Here is a 15,328-nt window from a genome sequence, read left to right on the forward strand (position 1 = left end):
GAGTGTCGCGCGATGCTAACCGTCCGGGGAGGATTGTCCAACGGGTTCAGGCGCCTTCGAGCAGCTTTTCCCGGGCGATCTTCTCTTTCCACACCAGCGGGGCGAGCTGGTGGACGTTGTTGCCCTCGGCATCCACCGCGACGGTGACGGGGAAGTCCTGCACCTCGAATTCGTAGATCGCTTCCATGCCCAGATCCTCGAACCCGACGACCTTGCTGCCCTTGATCGCGCGCGCGACGAGATAGGCGGCGCCGCCGACCGCCATCAGGTAGGCGCTCTTCGCGTCGCGGATCGCATCGGTCGCCGCCGGGCCGCGCTCGGCCTTGCCGACCATCGCGAGCAGGCCCTGGTCGAGCATCATACGGGTGAACTTGTCCATGCGCGTCGCGGTGGTGGGGCCGGCCGGGCCGACGACTTCCTCACCGACGGGATCGACCGGGCCGACGTAATAGATGACGCGGCCCTTGAACTCGACGGGGAGCTCCTGACCGGCCGCGAGCATGTCGGCGATGCGCTTGTGCGCGGCGTCGCGGCCGGTGAGCATCTTGCCGTTGAGAAGCAGGCGGTCGCCCTGCTTCCAGCTCTGCACCACTTCGGGCGTCAGCGCGTCGAGATCGACGCGGATCTCCGCCTTGTCCGGGGTCCAGTTGACGTCGGGCCATTCGTCGAGCTTTGGCGCCTCGAGATAGGCCGGGCCGGAGCCGTCGAGGCTGAAATGCGCGTGGCGGGTGGCGGCGCAATTGGGGATCATCGCGACGGGCTTGCCTGCGGCGTGGCACGGCGCGTCCATGATCTTGACGTCGAGGATGGTGGCGAGGCCGCCCAGCCCCTGTGCGCCGATGCCGAGCGCGTTGACCTTGTCGAAGATCTCGATGCGCAGCGCTTCGAGATCGGTCTGCGGCCCGCGCTGCTTGAGGCTCGCCATGTCGATCTGTTCCATCAGCGCCTTTTTGGCGAGGAGGACGCAATGCTCGGCGGTGCCGCCGATACCGATGCCGAGCATGCCGGGCGGGCACCAGCCCGCGCCCATCTGGGGCAGCATCTCGATCACCCAGTCGACGATCGAGTCCGACGGGTTCATCATCTTGAACTTGGACTTGTTCTCCGACCCGCCGCCCTTGGCCGCGACGTCGACATGAACATGGTCGCCCGCAACCATCTCGACATGCAGCACGCATGGGGTGTTGTCGCGAGTGTTGCGGCGGGTGAAGGCGGGGTCGGCGAGGACCGAGGCGCGCAGCTTGTTCTCGGGGTGGAGATAGGCGCGGCGCACGCCCTCATCGATCACCTCCTGCAGGCTGCGTGAGGTATCGTCGAGGCGGCAGTCCATGCCCCATTTCACGAACACGTTGACGATGCCGGTGTCCTGGCAGATCGGGCGATGCCCCTCGGCGCACATGCGGCTGTTGGTCAGGATCTGCGCGATCGCGTCCTTGGCAGCGGGCGACTGTTCGGCTTCATAGGCCGTGCCCAGCGCGCGGATATAGTCCATCGGGTGATAGTAGCTGATGAACTGAAGCGCGTCGGCGACGCTGTCGATCAAATCGGCGGCCTTGATCGTGATGGTCATAGCATGTCCCTGCATGTCTGTTTTGCGGGACCCTTTAGCGGGGTGGGGGCGCAGCGCAACTTCCGTCCCTGACCCCGCTGACGCTGCCTGTGCCGAGGATGATCTTGGCGCGGCGCGAGAAGGTCAGTGCCTGCCACCGGCCGGAATTTCCGGTGGCGGTGCGGCTGCGTAGGTAGGTGAGGTGGAGCAGCTCGAACTGCTCGTCGTCGATCCGGCCGGTATCGATCAGGCAGGTCCATTGATCGATGTTCCACTGATAGTCGCGGCTGACTCCGTCCTGATCGACCGCTTCGCTCAGCCCCTTGTACCAGGCGAACATCGCCTTGAGCCGGGCGGGGCGCTCGGCGGCGGGGAGCGCGGCGAGCTTGCGGCGCAGGCGCGCGGCGTCCTCGTCATTGGGCAGGTTTTTCTGCTGGACGCGGGTGTCGATCGCCCAGCGCACCTTGCGCGGGGTGATCGGGCCGTTCGGCCATAGGCGAAACAGTTCGCCACGGACTTCGAGGAGGAGGGCGACATAGGCGTCGGTCTGTACCTGGAGCATCGCGTCATGCTCGAAGATGCGGGTGAGTTCGGTGAGCGCGGTCGGGTTTAGCTTCCCGTCCGGACCGTGCGCGGCGAGGATTGCGGCGCGGCATTTGTCGCGGACCGGGGTTTCGAGGCAGTCCTTCGAGAAGAACAGCTTGCCGTAGGTCGGGGCGAGCGTCTTCAGTTCGCGCTTGAAGCGCCCGCGGCTGCGGAAGCTGTCGCGCCATGCCTTGAGCACCGGCTGGAGGCTGCCGGTGCCGTAATTCCATTGTGACATGCCGACCGAGACCAGCTGGCTGTCGAAATTGCCGACCGGCATCGCCCAGCAGCCCATCGTCTCGGGGATCGAAGTCCCCCGCATTCGCTGGAAGATCTCGGCGCGGTCGAGGCCGATCTGGGCGAGCTGGGTGGCGGCCTGCGGGTCGATGGCGATATGGGGCAGATCGCCGACTTCGCGGCAGGGCGGGCGATCCTGCGCGGCGGCGGTGCCCATCCAGCCGAGCAATAGCGCCGCGAGTACGATGATCCCCCTGTGCATGCCGCCACCCTGCCGCGTGGGCGGGGCGGCGGCAAGCGAGGTCAGAGCACGTAGCGGCTCAAGTCTGTGTTCCGCGCGATGCTGGCGAGCTGGCCGTCGACATAGGCGGCGTCGACGACCAGCGACGTGCCGTCGCGGTCTTCGGCGTCGAAGCTGACGTCCTCGAGCAGCTTCTCCATCACCGTCTGGAGACGACGGGCGCCGATATTCTCGATCTCCGCATTCACCTCGGCGGCGATACGGGCGATGGCGCGGATGCCGTCGTCGGTGAAGTCGATCGTCACACCCTCGGTCCCGATCAGCGCCTTATACTGTTCGGGCAGCGAGGCCTTGGTGTCCGACAGGATCGAAACGAAATCGTCCTCGGTCAGGCCCTTGAGCTCGACGCGGATGGGGAGGCGGCCTTGAAGCTCGGGCAGCAGGTCGCTCGGCTTGGCGACGTGGAACGCACCCGAGGCGATGAACAGAATATGGTCGGTCTTCATCGGCCCGTATTTGGTCGAGACCGTCGTACCCTCGATCAGCGGCAGCAGGTCGCGCTGCACGCCTTCGCGGCTGACCGAACCGCCGCGCACATCGCTGACCGCGATCTTGTCGATCTCGTCGAGGAAGACGATGCCGTTGGCCTCGGCATCAGCGAGCGCGACGCGCGCGACATCGTCCTGATCGAGGCGCTTGTCGGCCTCTTCCTCGACCAGCTTGGCCCAGGCAGCGTGAACGTTCATCTTGCGGCGCTTCAATTGTGGGCCGCCAAAGCCCTTCATCATCTCGCCGAGGTTGATCATCTGGGGACCGGCGCCGGGGATCTCGAACGGCATGCCGCCGCTGGCTTCGACCTCGATCTCGATCTCGCTATTGTCGAGATGGCCGGAATTGAGCCGTTCGCGGAATGCTTCGCGCGTCGCCTGGCTGCTGTCCTTGCCGGTGAGCGCATCGAGCAGGCGGGTCATCGCCGCGGCTTCGGCCTTGTCCTTGACCGCGGTGCGGCGGCGTTCCCGCTCCAGCCGGATCGCTTCCTCGACCAGATCACGGGCGATTTGCTCGACGTCGCGGCCGACATAGCCGACCTCGGTGAACTTGGTCGCTTCGACCTTCACGAACGGCGCGTCGGCGAGCTTGGCGAGGCGGCGGCTGATCTCGGTCTTGCCGCAGCCGGTCGGCCCGATCATCAGGATGTTCTTGGGCGTCACCTCATCGCGCAGATCGGCCTTGAGCTGCTGGCGGCGCCAGCGGTTGCGCATCGCGACGGCGACGGCGCGCTTGGCTTCCTTCTGGCCGATGATGTGCGCGTCGAGCGCGGCGACGATGGTCTTGGGAGTCAGATTGTCGTTCATTCTCGGGGGTTCGTTTCTCAGGGTTATTCGGGGAGATAGGGAGCGCCGGGGCGGGCGGCCAGTGCATGGGCGATCGGCTGGTCGATGCGGTCGATGAAGAAGCCGGGGTAGGCGCGGGCCTGTGCGCTGACGCTTTCCATCGCGGCAATCTCGTCCTCGCTGAGCTTGACGTTCACCGCGGCGAGATTGTCGTCGAGCTGGTGCAGTTTGGTCGCGCCGAGCAGGATGCTCGACACCTGATCCTTGCTCAGCAACCAGGCGAGCGCGATCTGCGCGATGCTGACGCCATGGCCGTCGGCGATGCCGCGCATCGTGTCGATCAGGCGAAAGCCCATCTCCCGGTCGAGCGGGATGTCGTCATGGCTGGCGAGCCGGTCGTCGGCACCGCCGGCATTGTCGCGCGTGTACTTTCCGGTCAGGAAGCCGCCGCCGAGCGGGCTCCATGGGGTGATGCCGAGGCCGTAGCGGCGCGCCATCGGCAGGAATTCCTGCTCGATATCGCGGTGCATCAGCGAATAGAGCATCTGGGCATGGGTGAAGGGCGCCCAGCCATTGGCGCGCTGTAGTTCCATCGCCGCAGCGACCTTCCACGCCGGCCAGTTGGACACGCCGAGATAGCGCGCCTTGCCCGCCCGGACGATCGCGTCGAGCGCCTGAAGCGTCTCCTCGAGCGGGGTGTTCCGGTCGTCGCGATGGGCGATATAGACGTCGACATAATCGGTGCCGAGCCGCTTGAGGCTGTGGTCGATCGACCAGTGGAGATGCGCGGCAGAGAGGCCTGAGCGGTTGAGCGGCTGGCCGGTGCGCCAGCCCGCCTTGGTCGCGATCACCAGTTCGTCGCGGCGGCCCGCGACGATCTTGCCCAGCATCTCTTCCGACTCGAAGTCCGAATAGACGTCGGCGGTGTCGATGAAGTTGATTCCGGCCGCGAGCGCGTGATCGACCAGCGCGGCCGCGTCTTTGAGGTCGGTCTTGGCGATGGCCTTAAGGCCGCCGCCACGCGTGAAGGTCATGGTGCCGAGCGACAGGCGCGAGACGATCAGGCCGCTGTCGCCGAGACGGGAGTAGAGCATTGCGGGTCTCCTATGCGGCGGCGGTGACGGGGTCTTCGGCGAGCCAGGCTTCGGCCTCCGCCCGGGTCAGGAAGACCTTTACCCGGGGATGCGTCAGCGTGCGTTCGGCCTGCAGCTTGCTGAGCTGGCTCCCGACGATCACCGCCGAGCGGCCCGAGGTGAGGGCCATGCCGCCGCGCATGATGTTCGGAAGCAGGTCGGCAACGTCGTTTGCCTGCACCGGGAAGTCGAGCGATTCAACGAGCACGTCGAAGTCGTCGCGGATCGCGCGGACTTCCTGGATTTTCGCGCCCACTGCCGCGGCGAAGCCGGGGATCATGTCCGCGGTCCAGAAATCACGGACATGGATCACGATCCGATTGGTGTGCGGCCGGTAGTCGACCCTGAACACCGTACGATCCCGTACTTCCGGCCGGAGGGCGGTGGCGTTCAATTCACGCTGTCCAGCGTCTCCACCGTCAGCCGGTCGTTGGTGTAGACGCACAGTTCGCCGGCGATCTTCATCGCCTTGCGGCAGATTGTTTCGGCATCCTGCTCATAGTCTACCAGCGCGCGCGCGGCGGCCAGCGCGAAATTGCCGCCCGACCCGATTGCGGCGACGCCGGCTTCGGGTTCGAGCACATCGCCATTGCCGGTGATGATCAGCGTCACTTCCTTGTCGGCGACGATCAGCATCGCCTCGAGGTTGCGGAGGTACTTGTCGGTGCGCCAGTCCTTGGCGAGCTCGACTGCGGCGCGCATCAACTGGCCCTGATGCCGTTCGAGCTTGGCTTCGAGCCGTTCGAACAGGGTGAAGGCGTCGGCGGTTGCGCCGGCGAAACCCGCGATCACGCTGCCATCGCCGATCGGGCGGACCTTGCGCGCATTGGGTTTCATCACGGTGCTGCCCTGGCTCACCTGGCCATCGCCGGCGATGACTACGCGGCCGTTGCGGCGCACGGAAAGGATGGTCGTGCCGTGCCACGTCATTTTGTCGCTCATGGCCGCGCATATCGGGTGCGTGTCCCGCGGGTTCAATCGGGATTTTTCGTGTATAGCGGGTCAGCACGAACAGGGAGGGCCCCCGTATGACTGGCGAGACTTCAAACAGTCTGATCGAGCGTTGCAAGAACATCCTTTTGAAACCCAAGGAAGAATGGGAGCGGATCGACGCCGAGCCCGCGACCGTAGGCGGGCTGATGACCGGCTGGGTCGTCCCGCTCGCGGCGATCGGGCCGGTCGCCGGACTGATCGGTGGACTGGTGTTCGGCTATGGCGGGTGGGGGATCACCTATCGTCCGAGCGTAATGGGCGCGGTGACCCAAGCGATCATCAGCTATGTGCTGATGCTGGTCAGCGTGTTCCTGCTGGCCAAGATCATCGACGCGCTGGCCCCCAATTTTGGCGGGCAGAAGAACCCGGTGCAGGCGATGAAGGTCGCAGCATATAGCAGCACCGCTGGCTATCTGGCCGGTATCTTCAACCTTCTTCCCACTCTCGCGATTCTCGGCTCGTTATTGAGCCTTTACGGCCTCTACCTCCTCTACCTCGGCTTGCCGCGGCTGATGAAGGCGCCGGAGGACAAGGCGGTGAGCTATACGGTCGTGACCGTGGTGGTCGCGATCGTGCTGTTCATCGTCGTGGCGGCAGTGACCGGAGCGCTGACCAGCGCGCTGGCACCGCGCGCGCTGACCTATGGTTCCGCCGCGGGCAGCGTCGAACTGCCCGGCGTCGGCAAGGTCGACCTGAACAAGATCGAGGAAGCCTCCGCCAAGATGGAAGCCGCGGTCAAGCGCGCCGAGACCGCAACCCCGGTCGACCGTCAGGCGCTGGCAGCGCTGCTGCCGGCGTCTGCGGGCGGATGGACGCGCACCGCGCTCGAAAGCTCGACCGCCAGCGCGGGCGGTATGGGCGGATCGCAGGCCGAAGCGCGCTACGAGGCGAACGGACAGAATGTGCGGCTCAAGGTCGCCGACCTTGCCGCCGCCGGTGCGTTCGCGGCGATGGCGAGCGCGTTCAAGGTCGAGACCAGCAGCGAGAACGATCAGGGCTATGAGAAATCGGGCCTGATCGACGGCCGCTACACGATGGAAAAATGGAATAAGGAAGGGCGCGGCAGCTACGGCGTGCTGCTGTCCGACCGCTTCCTAGTCGAGGCCGAGGGCAATGCCCCCGATATCGGCACGCTGAAGGCGCTGGTCGGCGCGATCGATCTGGGCAAGCTCGAAGCGCTGGCGAAGTGACCCGGACGATGTCGGGGAGCCGCTTCACGCTCCCCGACAAAGTTGACGAAGTTACGCGGAACGCACTTCATCCTGTCACTTTTCGACGCCCCTGATCTTTCCCCATTGGCGCGCGGCGGTGTAGCCGAGATAGCCGGTCCCGAAGAGCGCGTAGAGCGGCTCGGGGATGCCAGCGAGATAGGCGTTCATGCCATTGGCGATGCCCTTCGCCATCTCCGGCTCGACTGCGCCGATCAGCCCCATCGGGATCGCCCAGAGCAGCAGCGCGTACATGACGTAGAGGAAGCTTGGCCGTGCGCGGCTCGTCCACGGATCGGACGACTGCGCTTCGGCGACGATCGCCGAGAGCTGGGTACGGACCGACTCCATCTCCTGCGTGCCTTCGAGCTTGAGCAGCTCAAGCTTGGCCGCGTCGCGTGCCTTGGGGTCGGGGATGATCTTGTCGATCAGGCCCGCAATGGGGCCGATGATGCCTGCGATGATGCTCATTGGGTCAATCTCCAAAGTTGCCGGATGCGTGGTTCATTTTTCAACTTTGCGAACCGATACGGTTTGCCAGCCAGCCATAGAGAAAGGCTTCGTTGGCGGGGCGGCGTTCGGCCAGGTCGAGATAGCGTTCGCCCTGAAGGGCCTCGACTGCCTTGATCAGCACCGCTTCACCCGGCGGGCCGCGATGGCCGAGAAAGGCGGTGAGCGCGGTGAGCGTAGTGGGACCGATCGCGCCGTCGACCGCCATGTCGGCATAGTCCCTGCCATTGCGGTTGAGCGCGTTGAGCGCGCGCTGGAGGAAGCGTGAGGCAACCGCCGGCCCCATGTTGATTCCAGTGTCAAACAGCTCGGCAGCGAGTGCCGGTGCGCGTTCCGCGACATCGGCGATGCGCGGCCGCAGCCAGTAGAGGCGCCGGTAGATCGCCGCTGCCTCCTCGCGCGGGAAGACGCGCATGTCGCCGGCGAAGCCATGCTGACGCGCGACTGCCTGGGTGATGCCCCAGCGCGTGGGTCCGCCGCGGTCGGCGGGGTGGTTGGAATAGCCGCCCTCGCGGGCGATCGCCTCTTCGATCAAATCCTCGATGGTCATTTCAAATCGCTCCTGTTGAACGACTCAAGATAACCTATATGGTTCGTTGTAGGAAAATGCTTTCTGTGATAGTGCGCGGCGCATGGCAAAGACCCGCCCCGATCAACTGCTCGTCGAACGCGGGCTGGCCGAAAGCCGGACGCGCGCGCAGGCGCTGATCCTGGCCGGGCTGGTGTTCAGCGGCGACAAGCGTGTCGACAAGCCCGGCCAGCCGATCGCGCCCGACGCGCCGCTGGAAGTGAAGGGCCGCGATCACCCCTGGGTCTCGCGCGGCGGGGTCAAGCTTGCGCATGGGCTCGACCATTTCGGGATCGATCCCACGGGAATGGTGGCGATCGATGTGGGATCGTCGACCGGCGGCTTTACCGACGTGCTGCTGACGCGTGGGGCGACGCGGGTCTATGCGGTCGACAGCGGGACCAACCAGCTCGCCTGGAAGCTGCGGCAGGACGAACGCGTCGTGGTGCACGAGCAGACCAGCGCGCGGGTGCTAACCGCGGCGCATATTCCCGAACCGGTCGATATCGTGGTGTGCGACGCGAGCTTCATCGGCCTCGCCAAGGTGCTCGAACGGCCCTTTGCCTTTGTGCGCGAAGGTGCGTGGGCGGTCGCGCTGATCAAGCCGCAGTTCGAAGCCGGTCGTGAAGAAGTGGGCAAGGGCGGCGTGGTGCGCGACCCGGCGGTGCACGAACGCGTCTGCGAAGAGGTGGTGGCGTGGCTGGAGGGCGCGGGCTGGACCGTCGAAGGCGTGACGCGCAGTCCGATCACCGGTCCCGAGGGGAATGTCGAATTCCTGGTCGCTGCGCGAGCCGGGAAGGCGGGGAATTTGGCGGGGCATCCTTAAACGGCACCGCCGGTGTCGCGGGGTGAAGCAGGGACTCGACATACGCGACGGTCAGGCGCAGCATCGCCCCACTCTGGGGGAGTGAATATGCGAACTGTACCGAATGCCACAGCGACCGACCCGCCCCGCGACGCGGAGCAGCCGCAAGCGCCGATCCGGCTGTTCGCCTATGTCGAAGCGATTGGCGCCTGCGGTCTGTTGATCCTCGTGGGCATGTGCCTGATCGGGGCCTGAGGCCGGCACGGACGTGCATCGGTCCCGGGTGCGACCGATATGCCTCCTAGTCACCCATAGCCGTTCCGGGCGCGCTCCGCTGCCCTGACAACCGCGCGCCCCACGGGCGGCGGCTTGGCCGGATCGGGCCAGGAGGGGGCGGTGGTCCAGCCGAGATGGGGAAGGCTGACGCTGCGCTTGCCCGACAGATCGGTGCGGGCGACGATCAGGCCCTTTTCCTCGATATGCGCCATCATCCGCTTGGCGCGACCCAGTGAGCTGGTGCCGTAGAGTGCGGCGAGCTGTGCGTCGGACGGGCAGGCTTCGTTCGTGCGCGCGGCGCGGGCGATGCCGAGGAAGGGGGTGAGCATCTCCTCGGGCAGCGAGGCAGCGAGGGTCAGGACTTCGTCCCAGCCCTCGGCGTCAGCGATGCCCGCACGCGCGAGTGCGAGCGCGGAGCGGAAGGCCGCAAGGTCCTTCCCCGGTTCGACGCCGCGCATCCGGCAGCGGACGGTATAGTCCTGGAACACGGTCGGGAGCGGCTGGCGGCTCTCCTCGCCCGCAATCTCGGCGAGGATCGCGCGGCGGACATCGGCCTGTTCGCCTTCTTCCAGCACCGGCATGTCGGGGACGGGCGCGGGCGCGGGGGTGGCGATACTGCGCATCAGGTCGGATATCGGCACCGGGGCGGGCGGCGGCGGGGGCGGAACCTCGTCCTCCGCGCCCGGCGCGAACAGCATGTCGCGCATATCCTCGGTCGCGGCGGTCGGGAGCGGCATCAGCTTGGGGCTGACGGCCTTCGAGCCGGTCTTCACTTCGCCGATCCTCACCGAAATCGGCCGGCGGGTGATGGCGGGGCCGAGCGCGAGGAATTCGCCGCGCGCGAGGTCGCGGATCGTATCGGCCTGGCGCCGCTCCATGCCGAGCAGATCGGCGGCGCGCGCCATGTCGATGTCGAGGAAGGTGCGGCCCATCAGGAAGTTGCTGGCTTCCGCGGCAACGTTCTTGGCGAGCTTGGCGAGGCGCTGGGTGGCAATGACCCCGGCAAGGCCGCGCTTGCGGCCGCGACACATGAGGTTGGTCATCGCGGCGAGCGAGGTGCGGCGCGCTTCCTCCGAGACTTCGCCAGCAGCGGCGGGGGCGAAGAGCTGGGCTTCGTCGACGACGGTGAGGATCGGGTACCAATGTTCGCGGGGGGCGTCGAACAGCGCGGCGAGGAAGGCGGCGGCAGCGCGCATCTGGCCGTCGATCTCGAGTCCTTCGAGGTTGAGGACGACGGAAGCACGATGCTCGCGAACGCGCATGGCGAGGCGGGCGAGCTCGGTCAGGCTGTATTCGGCCGCATCGACCGCGATATGGCCAAAGGCATCGGCGAGGCTGACGAAGTCGCCCTCGGGATCGACCACCACCTGCTGGACATGGTTCGCGCTGCCCTCGAGCAGACGGCGCAGCAGATGCGACTTTCCCGAGCCCGAATTGCCCTGAACGAGCAGACGGGTCGCAAGCAGCTCTTCCAGATCGACGGCAACCGGGTTGCCGCCGCCGTCGAGTCCCATATCGATGCGGGCAGTCATTGTCGGCTGCTTTGGCGCATCGGGGGGGATGGGGGCAAGCGGATTGCGCCGGTCAGCGCGCTTTCAGTTTCGTGGCAAGGAAAGCGAGGATGTCGGCTTCGGTCGTGGCCCTGGCGGTGGCGTTGGCTTCGAGCGACTGGCGCGACTTTGTCGGTGTGTCGTAACTGTGGGTCGCGCCCTCGAACATGCGTAGCTCGACGTCGTTGCCTTTCGCCTTGCTGCGCTCGACAAAGGCTTGGCAGAGTTTGGGCGAGACCTCCTCGTCGGCGGTGCCCATGAACACGCGGACGGGATGGTAAGGCTTGTAGCCATCCTTCTCGAACCGCTTCTTGAGGCCGCAGCCGGGATAGAGCGCGACGGCGGCGGCGAAGCCGATCTTGCGCATGTCGCCGGGCTTGTCGTCGGCCATTGCGGCGAGCGTGGCGCTGGCGCCGTTGGACCAGCCGAGCAGGGCGATGCGGTTGGGAATCACGTCCGCGCGCGACTGGAGAAAGCGGAGTGCGCCATAGGCGTGGAGCGGGCGAAAATCGACCTCGTCCACCGCGTCCGGCCGGTCCTTGTAGGTGCCGGCGGCGAAGCCCGCGGGAAAGCCGACCGCGCCGAAATCATCGACCATGAGCGCGGCATAGCCGTTCTTCGCGAGCAGTTCGCCCCACGCCTTGTGGCGGCTGGAGAGCGTGGAGGTGTCGTATTTGCCCTTGGCGAGGCTGGAATAGGCGCCGCCGCGGCCGTGGAGCATCACGACCGCGGGGAGCTTGGCCAGCGTATTGGCGGGCTTGAACAGATAACCCTTCACCTGCGTCTTGCCGTCGCGGCTGAGGAAGCTGACTTCCTCGACCTTCACCTCCTGCGCGGCGGCGGGAAGAGCGAAGGCGACGATCGCAACGGCGGGAAGCAGGCGGCGCATGGTCATTTCCTTGACGGGAGGGTGATCGAGCGGGCGACGCCGTCGCGGCGCGGATCGGCGCCGCCGTCGAACCCGCCATTGCGGAGCATCACGCCGTGCAGGCCCGAATTCTCGCCCGAACCGCCGCGGACCACGACTCCGCGCTCGGCCATGGCAGCGAGGATCGGGGGCGCGAACTTGCTCGCCTCGCCGTTGAAGCTGGAGCCGCGGGCGACGAGGTTGGGGAGGGCGATGGCGTCGGCGACCGGCATGTTCCACTCGACGATGCCGAGCAGCGCCTTGGACACATAAGCGAGGATCGCGTTGCCGCCGGGCGAGCCGATCGCGCCGGCGAGGCTGCGGTCGGGGTTGAGGATGATCGTCGGGACCATCGACGATCGCGGGCGCTTGCCGGGGGCGATGGCGTTGGGGCCTTCGGGGATGAAGGAGAAGTCGGTCATCTGGTTGTTGAGGAAGAAGCCGTCGACCATGCGGCCGCTGCCGAACAGGCTTTCGACCGTGGTGGTCATCGACACGGCGTTGCCCTCGCCGTCGATGATGATGAAGTGCGAGGTGCCGGCGACTTCGTTGGTGGCGTCGATGCGCGCGGTGACGGCGCCCGGGGGCGTCCCCGGCTGCGGGGCGGGGCCGGCGCGGTCGCCGATTAGCGCGGCGCGGCTGGCGACGTAGGTCGGGTCGAGCATGCCCTTGACCGGGACGGTCGCGACGTCGCCGACATAGGCGTCGCGATCGGCATACATGACGCGGCTTGCTTCGGCATATTTGACCCAGGCGATGGGATCATTGGGGCCGCGCGCGCCGATATCGGTGCGCTCGATCATCGCCATCAGCTGGAGCAGACCGACGCCCGAGGACGGCGGGGGCGGGGCGCAGAGGATGTAGACGCGATAGGGGTTGCACACCGCGTCGCGCACCTCGGGCTTGTAGCCGGCGATGTCCGCTTCGGTCATCGTGCTGGCGAGATCGCCCTGACGCAGGCGCTCGACGATGCGGCGGGCGGTCTCGCCCTTGTACATCGCGTCGGGGCCTTGCGCGGCGAGGCGGCGGACGAACGCGGCATAGGCAGGGTTGCGCAGCGTGTCGCCGCTCTTGATCTGCGTGCCTTCGGCGTTGCGGAAATAGGCGGTGGCGTCGGCGCCGCGTGCTTGCGGGGCGCGGCTGTCGATCAGGCTGGCGAGCCGTTCGGTGACGGGGAAGCCCTGTTCGGCGGTGCGGACCACATCGCCGAACAGATCCTTCCAGGCGAGAGTGCCGTGCTGCGACTGCGCCAGCGCGAGCATGCGGACGACGCCGGGGACGCCGGTAGCGCGGCCCGAGACGACTGCGGTGCCGAAGGGAAGCGGCTGACGGTCGGGGCCGAGCAGCATGTCGGGGGTGGCGCCGGCAGGGGCGGTTTCACGACCGTTATAGACGGTGATCCCCTTGGTCTTCGCGTCGTAGCGGACCATGAAGGCGCCGCCGCCAAGCCCGCTGCTCTGCGGCTCGACCAGACTGAGCATCGCTTGCACCGCGACCGCGGCGTCGACTGCCGAACCACCCTTGCGCAGCACTTCAAGCCCGGCCTCGACCGCCAGCGGATGCGCGGCGGCGACGAAGGCCTGACGTTCCTTGGCCGGCGCGACCGGTGCGACCGGGGCCGGAGCCGCCGTCGGGGGGAGCGCGGCGCGCGGGGCGCAGGCGGCGAGGCCGGTCAGTGCGAAGGCGGCGAGGAGGGGTTTCATCTGCAACTTCATGGTTCAATTGCCTTTGCACCGGGACGGCGAGGATCCGCCGCGCCGAGGAACAGGTTGTTGGTCAGCATGATCGACTGGGCGCTGCCCATCGTCTCATCCATATCGATCCGATGGCCCTTTGCCTTGAGCGCCGCAACCGTATCCGGGTTGAAATTCGGCTCGACGCGGAGCGCTGCGGTGGTGCCCTGATAGATTCGGGGCTGGTGAGTCGCCTCTTCGACATTGAGGCCGTGGTCGACGGTGTTGACGACGATCTGAAGCATCGTCGTGATGATCGTGCTGCCGCCGGGGGTGCCGACGATCAGCCAGGGCTTGCCGTCCTTGAATACCAGAGTCGGCATCATGGTGGAGAGCATCCGCTTGCCTGGCGCCATCGCATTGAGCGGGGGCGGCGTGCCCTTGCGCTGAGCTTCCCACGCCTGCTCATGGCTGAAATTGTTCATCTGGTTGTTGAGCAGGATGCCGGTGCCCGCGATCATCACACCCGAGCCGAAGTCCGAGCCGAGCGTGTAGGTGGTCGAGACGGCATTGCCCTCGGCATCGGCGACCGAGAAATGCGTGGTCGAGGGACTTTCGAACCTGAGCGGGTCGCCCGGAGCGAGGTCGCGGACCGGAGTGGCCTTTGAGAGGTCGATCAGTTTCGCGCGCTCGGCGGCATAGTCCTTCGAGATGAAGCCGCGGACGGGTGCGGTGACAAAGGCGGGATCGCCGAGCGCCTGATAGCGGTCGAGATAGGCGAGCTTCATTGTCTCGGCCATCACATGCAGCGAGGCGGCGGAGCCGGCCCCCATCGCCTTCAGGTCGAAATGCTCAAGGATGTTGAGCATGTTGAGCAGCGTCGCGCCGCCCGCGCTGGCAGGGGGCGGGGTATAGACCTGATAGCCGCGGTAGGTGCCGACCAGCGGATCGCGCTCGACCGGTTTGTAGGCGGCGAGATCGGCGCGGGTGATGATGCCGCCATTGGCCTTCATGTCCGCTTCGATCCGGCGGGCGATCTCACCCGTGTAGAAGGCCCTCGCGCCGCCCTTCGCGATCTCGCTCAGCGTCCAGGCGAGGTCGGGCTGTTTGAGCACCTCGTCCTTGGCGTAGAGGGTGCCGTCGGGTTTGTAGAAGGCCGCCTTGCCCGACGCACTGTTCGACAGGCGCTGACGGCCCCAGCCGAACACGAAGGCTTCGTCGGCGGTGAGCTTGACCCCGTCGCGGGCGAGGCGGATCGCGGGTTTGACCACCCTGGCCCAAGGGAGCTTACCCCATTGCTTGTGGGCATGCTCGAGGCCGGCGACGGTGCCGGGGACGGAGGGGGCCATATAGCCATAGGAGGCGATGTTCCGCTCCTTGCCCTGATTGTCGACGAACATCGCGGGAGTCGCTGCGCGCGGGGCGATGCCGCGAAAGTCGAGAACGCGGACCTGTTTCGACTTTGCGTCATAGACGGTCATGAAGCCGTCGCCGCCGATATTGCCGGCGCGGGGCAAGGTGACGGCGAGCGCGAAGCCGATCGCGACCGCGGCATCGATCGCATTGCCGCCGTCGCGCAGGATCTGCGCGCCGACCTCGCTCGCGATCGCATTCTGCGACACGATCATCCCGCGCGTGCCGACGACGGGCGAATGGATCGAGGGGTATTCGAGGAGGTGGCGGCTCTGTGCCGCGACCGGGAGGGGGAGCGCGAGGGCGAGCGCCGATACGGCGAGGACGAACTTTCGGAGGATCATAT

The 15,328-nt window shown here is 66.7% G+C and carries 15 protein-coding genes; 3 read left to right on the plus strand and 12 right to left on the minus strand.

The genetic code is table 11. The features are described 5' to 3' along the window. Positions 1-46 precede the first annotated feature (46 nt). The 6 genes from AC07NK_RS06795 to hslV are packed head-to-tail and all read right to left on the minus strand — an operon-like array spanning position 47 to position 6,021. Positions 47-1,570: a fumarate hydratase gene (locus AC07NK_RS06795; RefSeq protein WP_495169828.1), complete on the minus strand. Its 1,524-nt coding sequence runs from the start codon at positions 1,568-1,570 to the stop codon at positions 47-49. Positions 1,571-1,604: 34 nt separating this feature from the next. Further along, positions 1,605-2,633, minus strand: coding sequence for a hypothetical protein (locus AC07NK_RS06800; RefSeq protein ID WP_495169829.1), 1,029 nt, complete (start codon positions 2,631-2,633; stop codon positions 1,605-1,607). 41 nt (positions 2,634-2,674) lie between these two features. Next, the gene (hslU, locus tag AC07NK_RS06805) at positions 2,675-3,967 is read right to left on the minus strand and encodes an ATP-dependent protease ATPase subunit HslU (protein ID WP_495169830.1); all 1,293 of its coding nucleotides are present in this window, start codon (positions 3,965-3,967) and stop codon (positions 2,675-2,677) included. 23 nt (positions 3,968-3,990) lie between these two features. Continuing rightward, a complete protein-coding gene (locus AC07NK_RS06810) occupies positions 3,991-5,040 on the minus strand; it encodes an aldo/keto reductase (protein ID WP_495169831.1) in 1,050 nt (349 codons plus the stop codon). Positions 5,041-5,050: 10 nt separating this feature from the next. After that, positions 5,051-5,431, minus strand: a complete 381-nt coding sequence (locus tag AC07NK_RS06815; protein WP_495169832.1) for a hypothetical protein — start codon at positions 5,429-5,431, stop codon at positions 5,051-5,053. 38 nt (positions 5,432-5,469) lie between these two features. Beyond that, the gene (gene hslV / locus AC07NK_RS06820) at positions 5,470-6,021 is read right to left on the minus strand and encodes an ATP-dependent protease subunit HslV (RefSeq protein ID WP_495169833.1); all 552 of its coding nucleotides are present in this window, start codon (positions 6,019-6,021) and stop codon (positions 5,470-5,472) included. Positions 6,022-6,107: 86 nt separating this feature from the next. On the opposite strand from hslV, the gene AC07NK_RS06825 reads away from it, so the two are divergent. Further along, positions 6,108-7,262 carry a Yip1 family protein gene (locus AC07NK_RS06825; RefSeq protein ID WP_495169834.1) on the plus strand — a complete coding sequence of 385 codons (1,155 nt, stop codon included), beginning with the start codon at positions 6,108-6,110 and terminating at the stop codon, positions 7,260-7,262. Positions 7,263-7,337: 75 nt separating this feature from the next. On the opposite strand, the gene AC07NK_RS06830 is transcribed toward AC07NK_RS06825, so the two are convergent. Continuing rightward, positions 7,338-7,751, minus strand: a complete 414-nt coding sequence (locus AC07NK_RS06830; RefSeq protein WP_495169835.1) for a holin family protein — start codon at positions 7,749-7,751, stop codon at positions 7,338-7,340. A gap of 40 nt (positions 7,752-7,791) precedes the next feature. After that, a complete protein-coding gene (locus AC07NK_RS06835; RefSeq protein WP_495169836.1) occupies positions 7,792-8,340 on the minus strand; it encodes a glycoside hydrolase family 108 protein in 549 nt (182 codons plus the stop codon). A gap of 82 nt (positions 8,341-8,422) precedes the next feature. Here AC07NK_RS06835 and AC07NK_RS06840 point away from each other — a divergent pair, with 82 nt between their 5' ends. Continuing rightward, positions 8,423-9,184, plus strand: a complete 762-nt coding sequence (locus tag AC07NK_RS06840; RefSeq protein ID WP_495169837.1) for a TlyA family RNA methyltransferase — start codon at positions 8,423-8,425, stop codon at positions 9,182-9,184. Positions 9,185-9,271: 87 nt separating this feature from the next. Continuing rightward, entirely contained in the window at positions 9,272-9,418 is a 147-nt protein-coding gene (locus tag AC07NK_RS06845; RefSeq protein ID WP_495169838.1) for a hypothetical protein, read from the plus strand. Between the two features lie 50 nt (positions 9,419-9,468). Here the strand turns inward: AC07NK_RS06845 and AC07NK_RS06850 are convergent, their stop codons facing one another. The 4 genes from AC07NK_RS06850 to ggt are packed head-to-tail and all read right to left on the minus strand — an operon-like array spanning position 9,469 to position 15,326. Next, positions 9,469-10,971, minus strand: a complete 1,503-nt coding sequence (locus AC07NK_RS06850) for a helicase HerA domain-containing protein (protein ID WP_495169839.1) — start codon at positions 10,969-10,971, stop codon at positions 9,469-9,471. Positions 10,972-11,023: 52 nt separating this feature from the next. Next, a complete protein-coding gene (locus tag AC07NK_RS06855) occupies positions 11,024-11,878 on the minus strand; it encodes a dienelactone hydrolase family protein (RefSeq protein ID WP_495169840.1) in 855 nt (284 codons plus the stop codon). Positions 11,879-11,880: 2 nt separating this feature from the next. Beyond that, positions 11,881-13,611: a gamma-glutamyltransferase family protein gene (locus AC07NK_RS06860; RefSeq protein WP_495169841.1), complete on the minus strand. Its 1,731-nt coding sequence runs from the start codon at positions 13,609-13,611 to the stop codon at positions 11,881-11,883. After that, positions 13,608-15,326 carry a gamma-glutamyltransferase gene (ggt, locus tag AC07NK_RS06865; RefSeq protein ID WP_495169842.1) on the minus strand — a complete coding sequence of 573 codons (1,719 nt, stop codon included), beginning with the start codon at positions 15,324-15,326 and terminating at the stop codon, positions 13,608-13,610. The genes AC07NK_RS06860 and ggt overlap by 4 nt, the downstream gene beginning before the upstream one ends. Positions 15,327-15,328 lie beyond the last annotated feature (2 nt).

The sequence above is a fragment of the Sphingomonas sp. GW821-FHT09B04 genome, assembly GCF_059418285.1.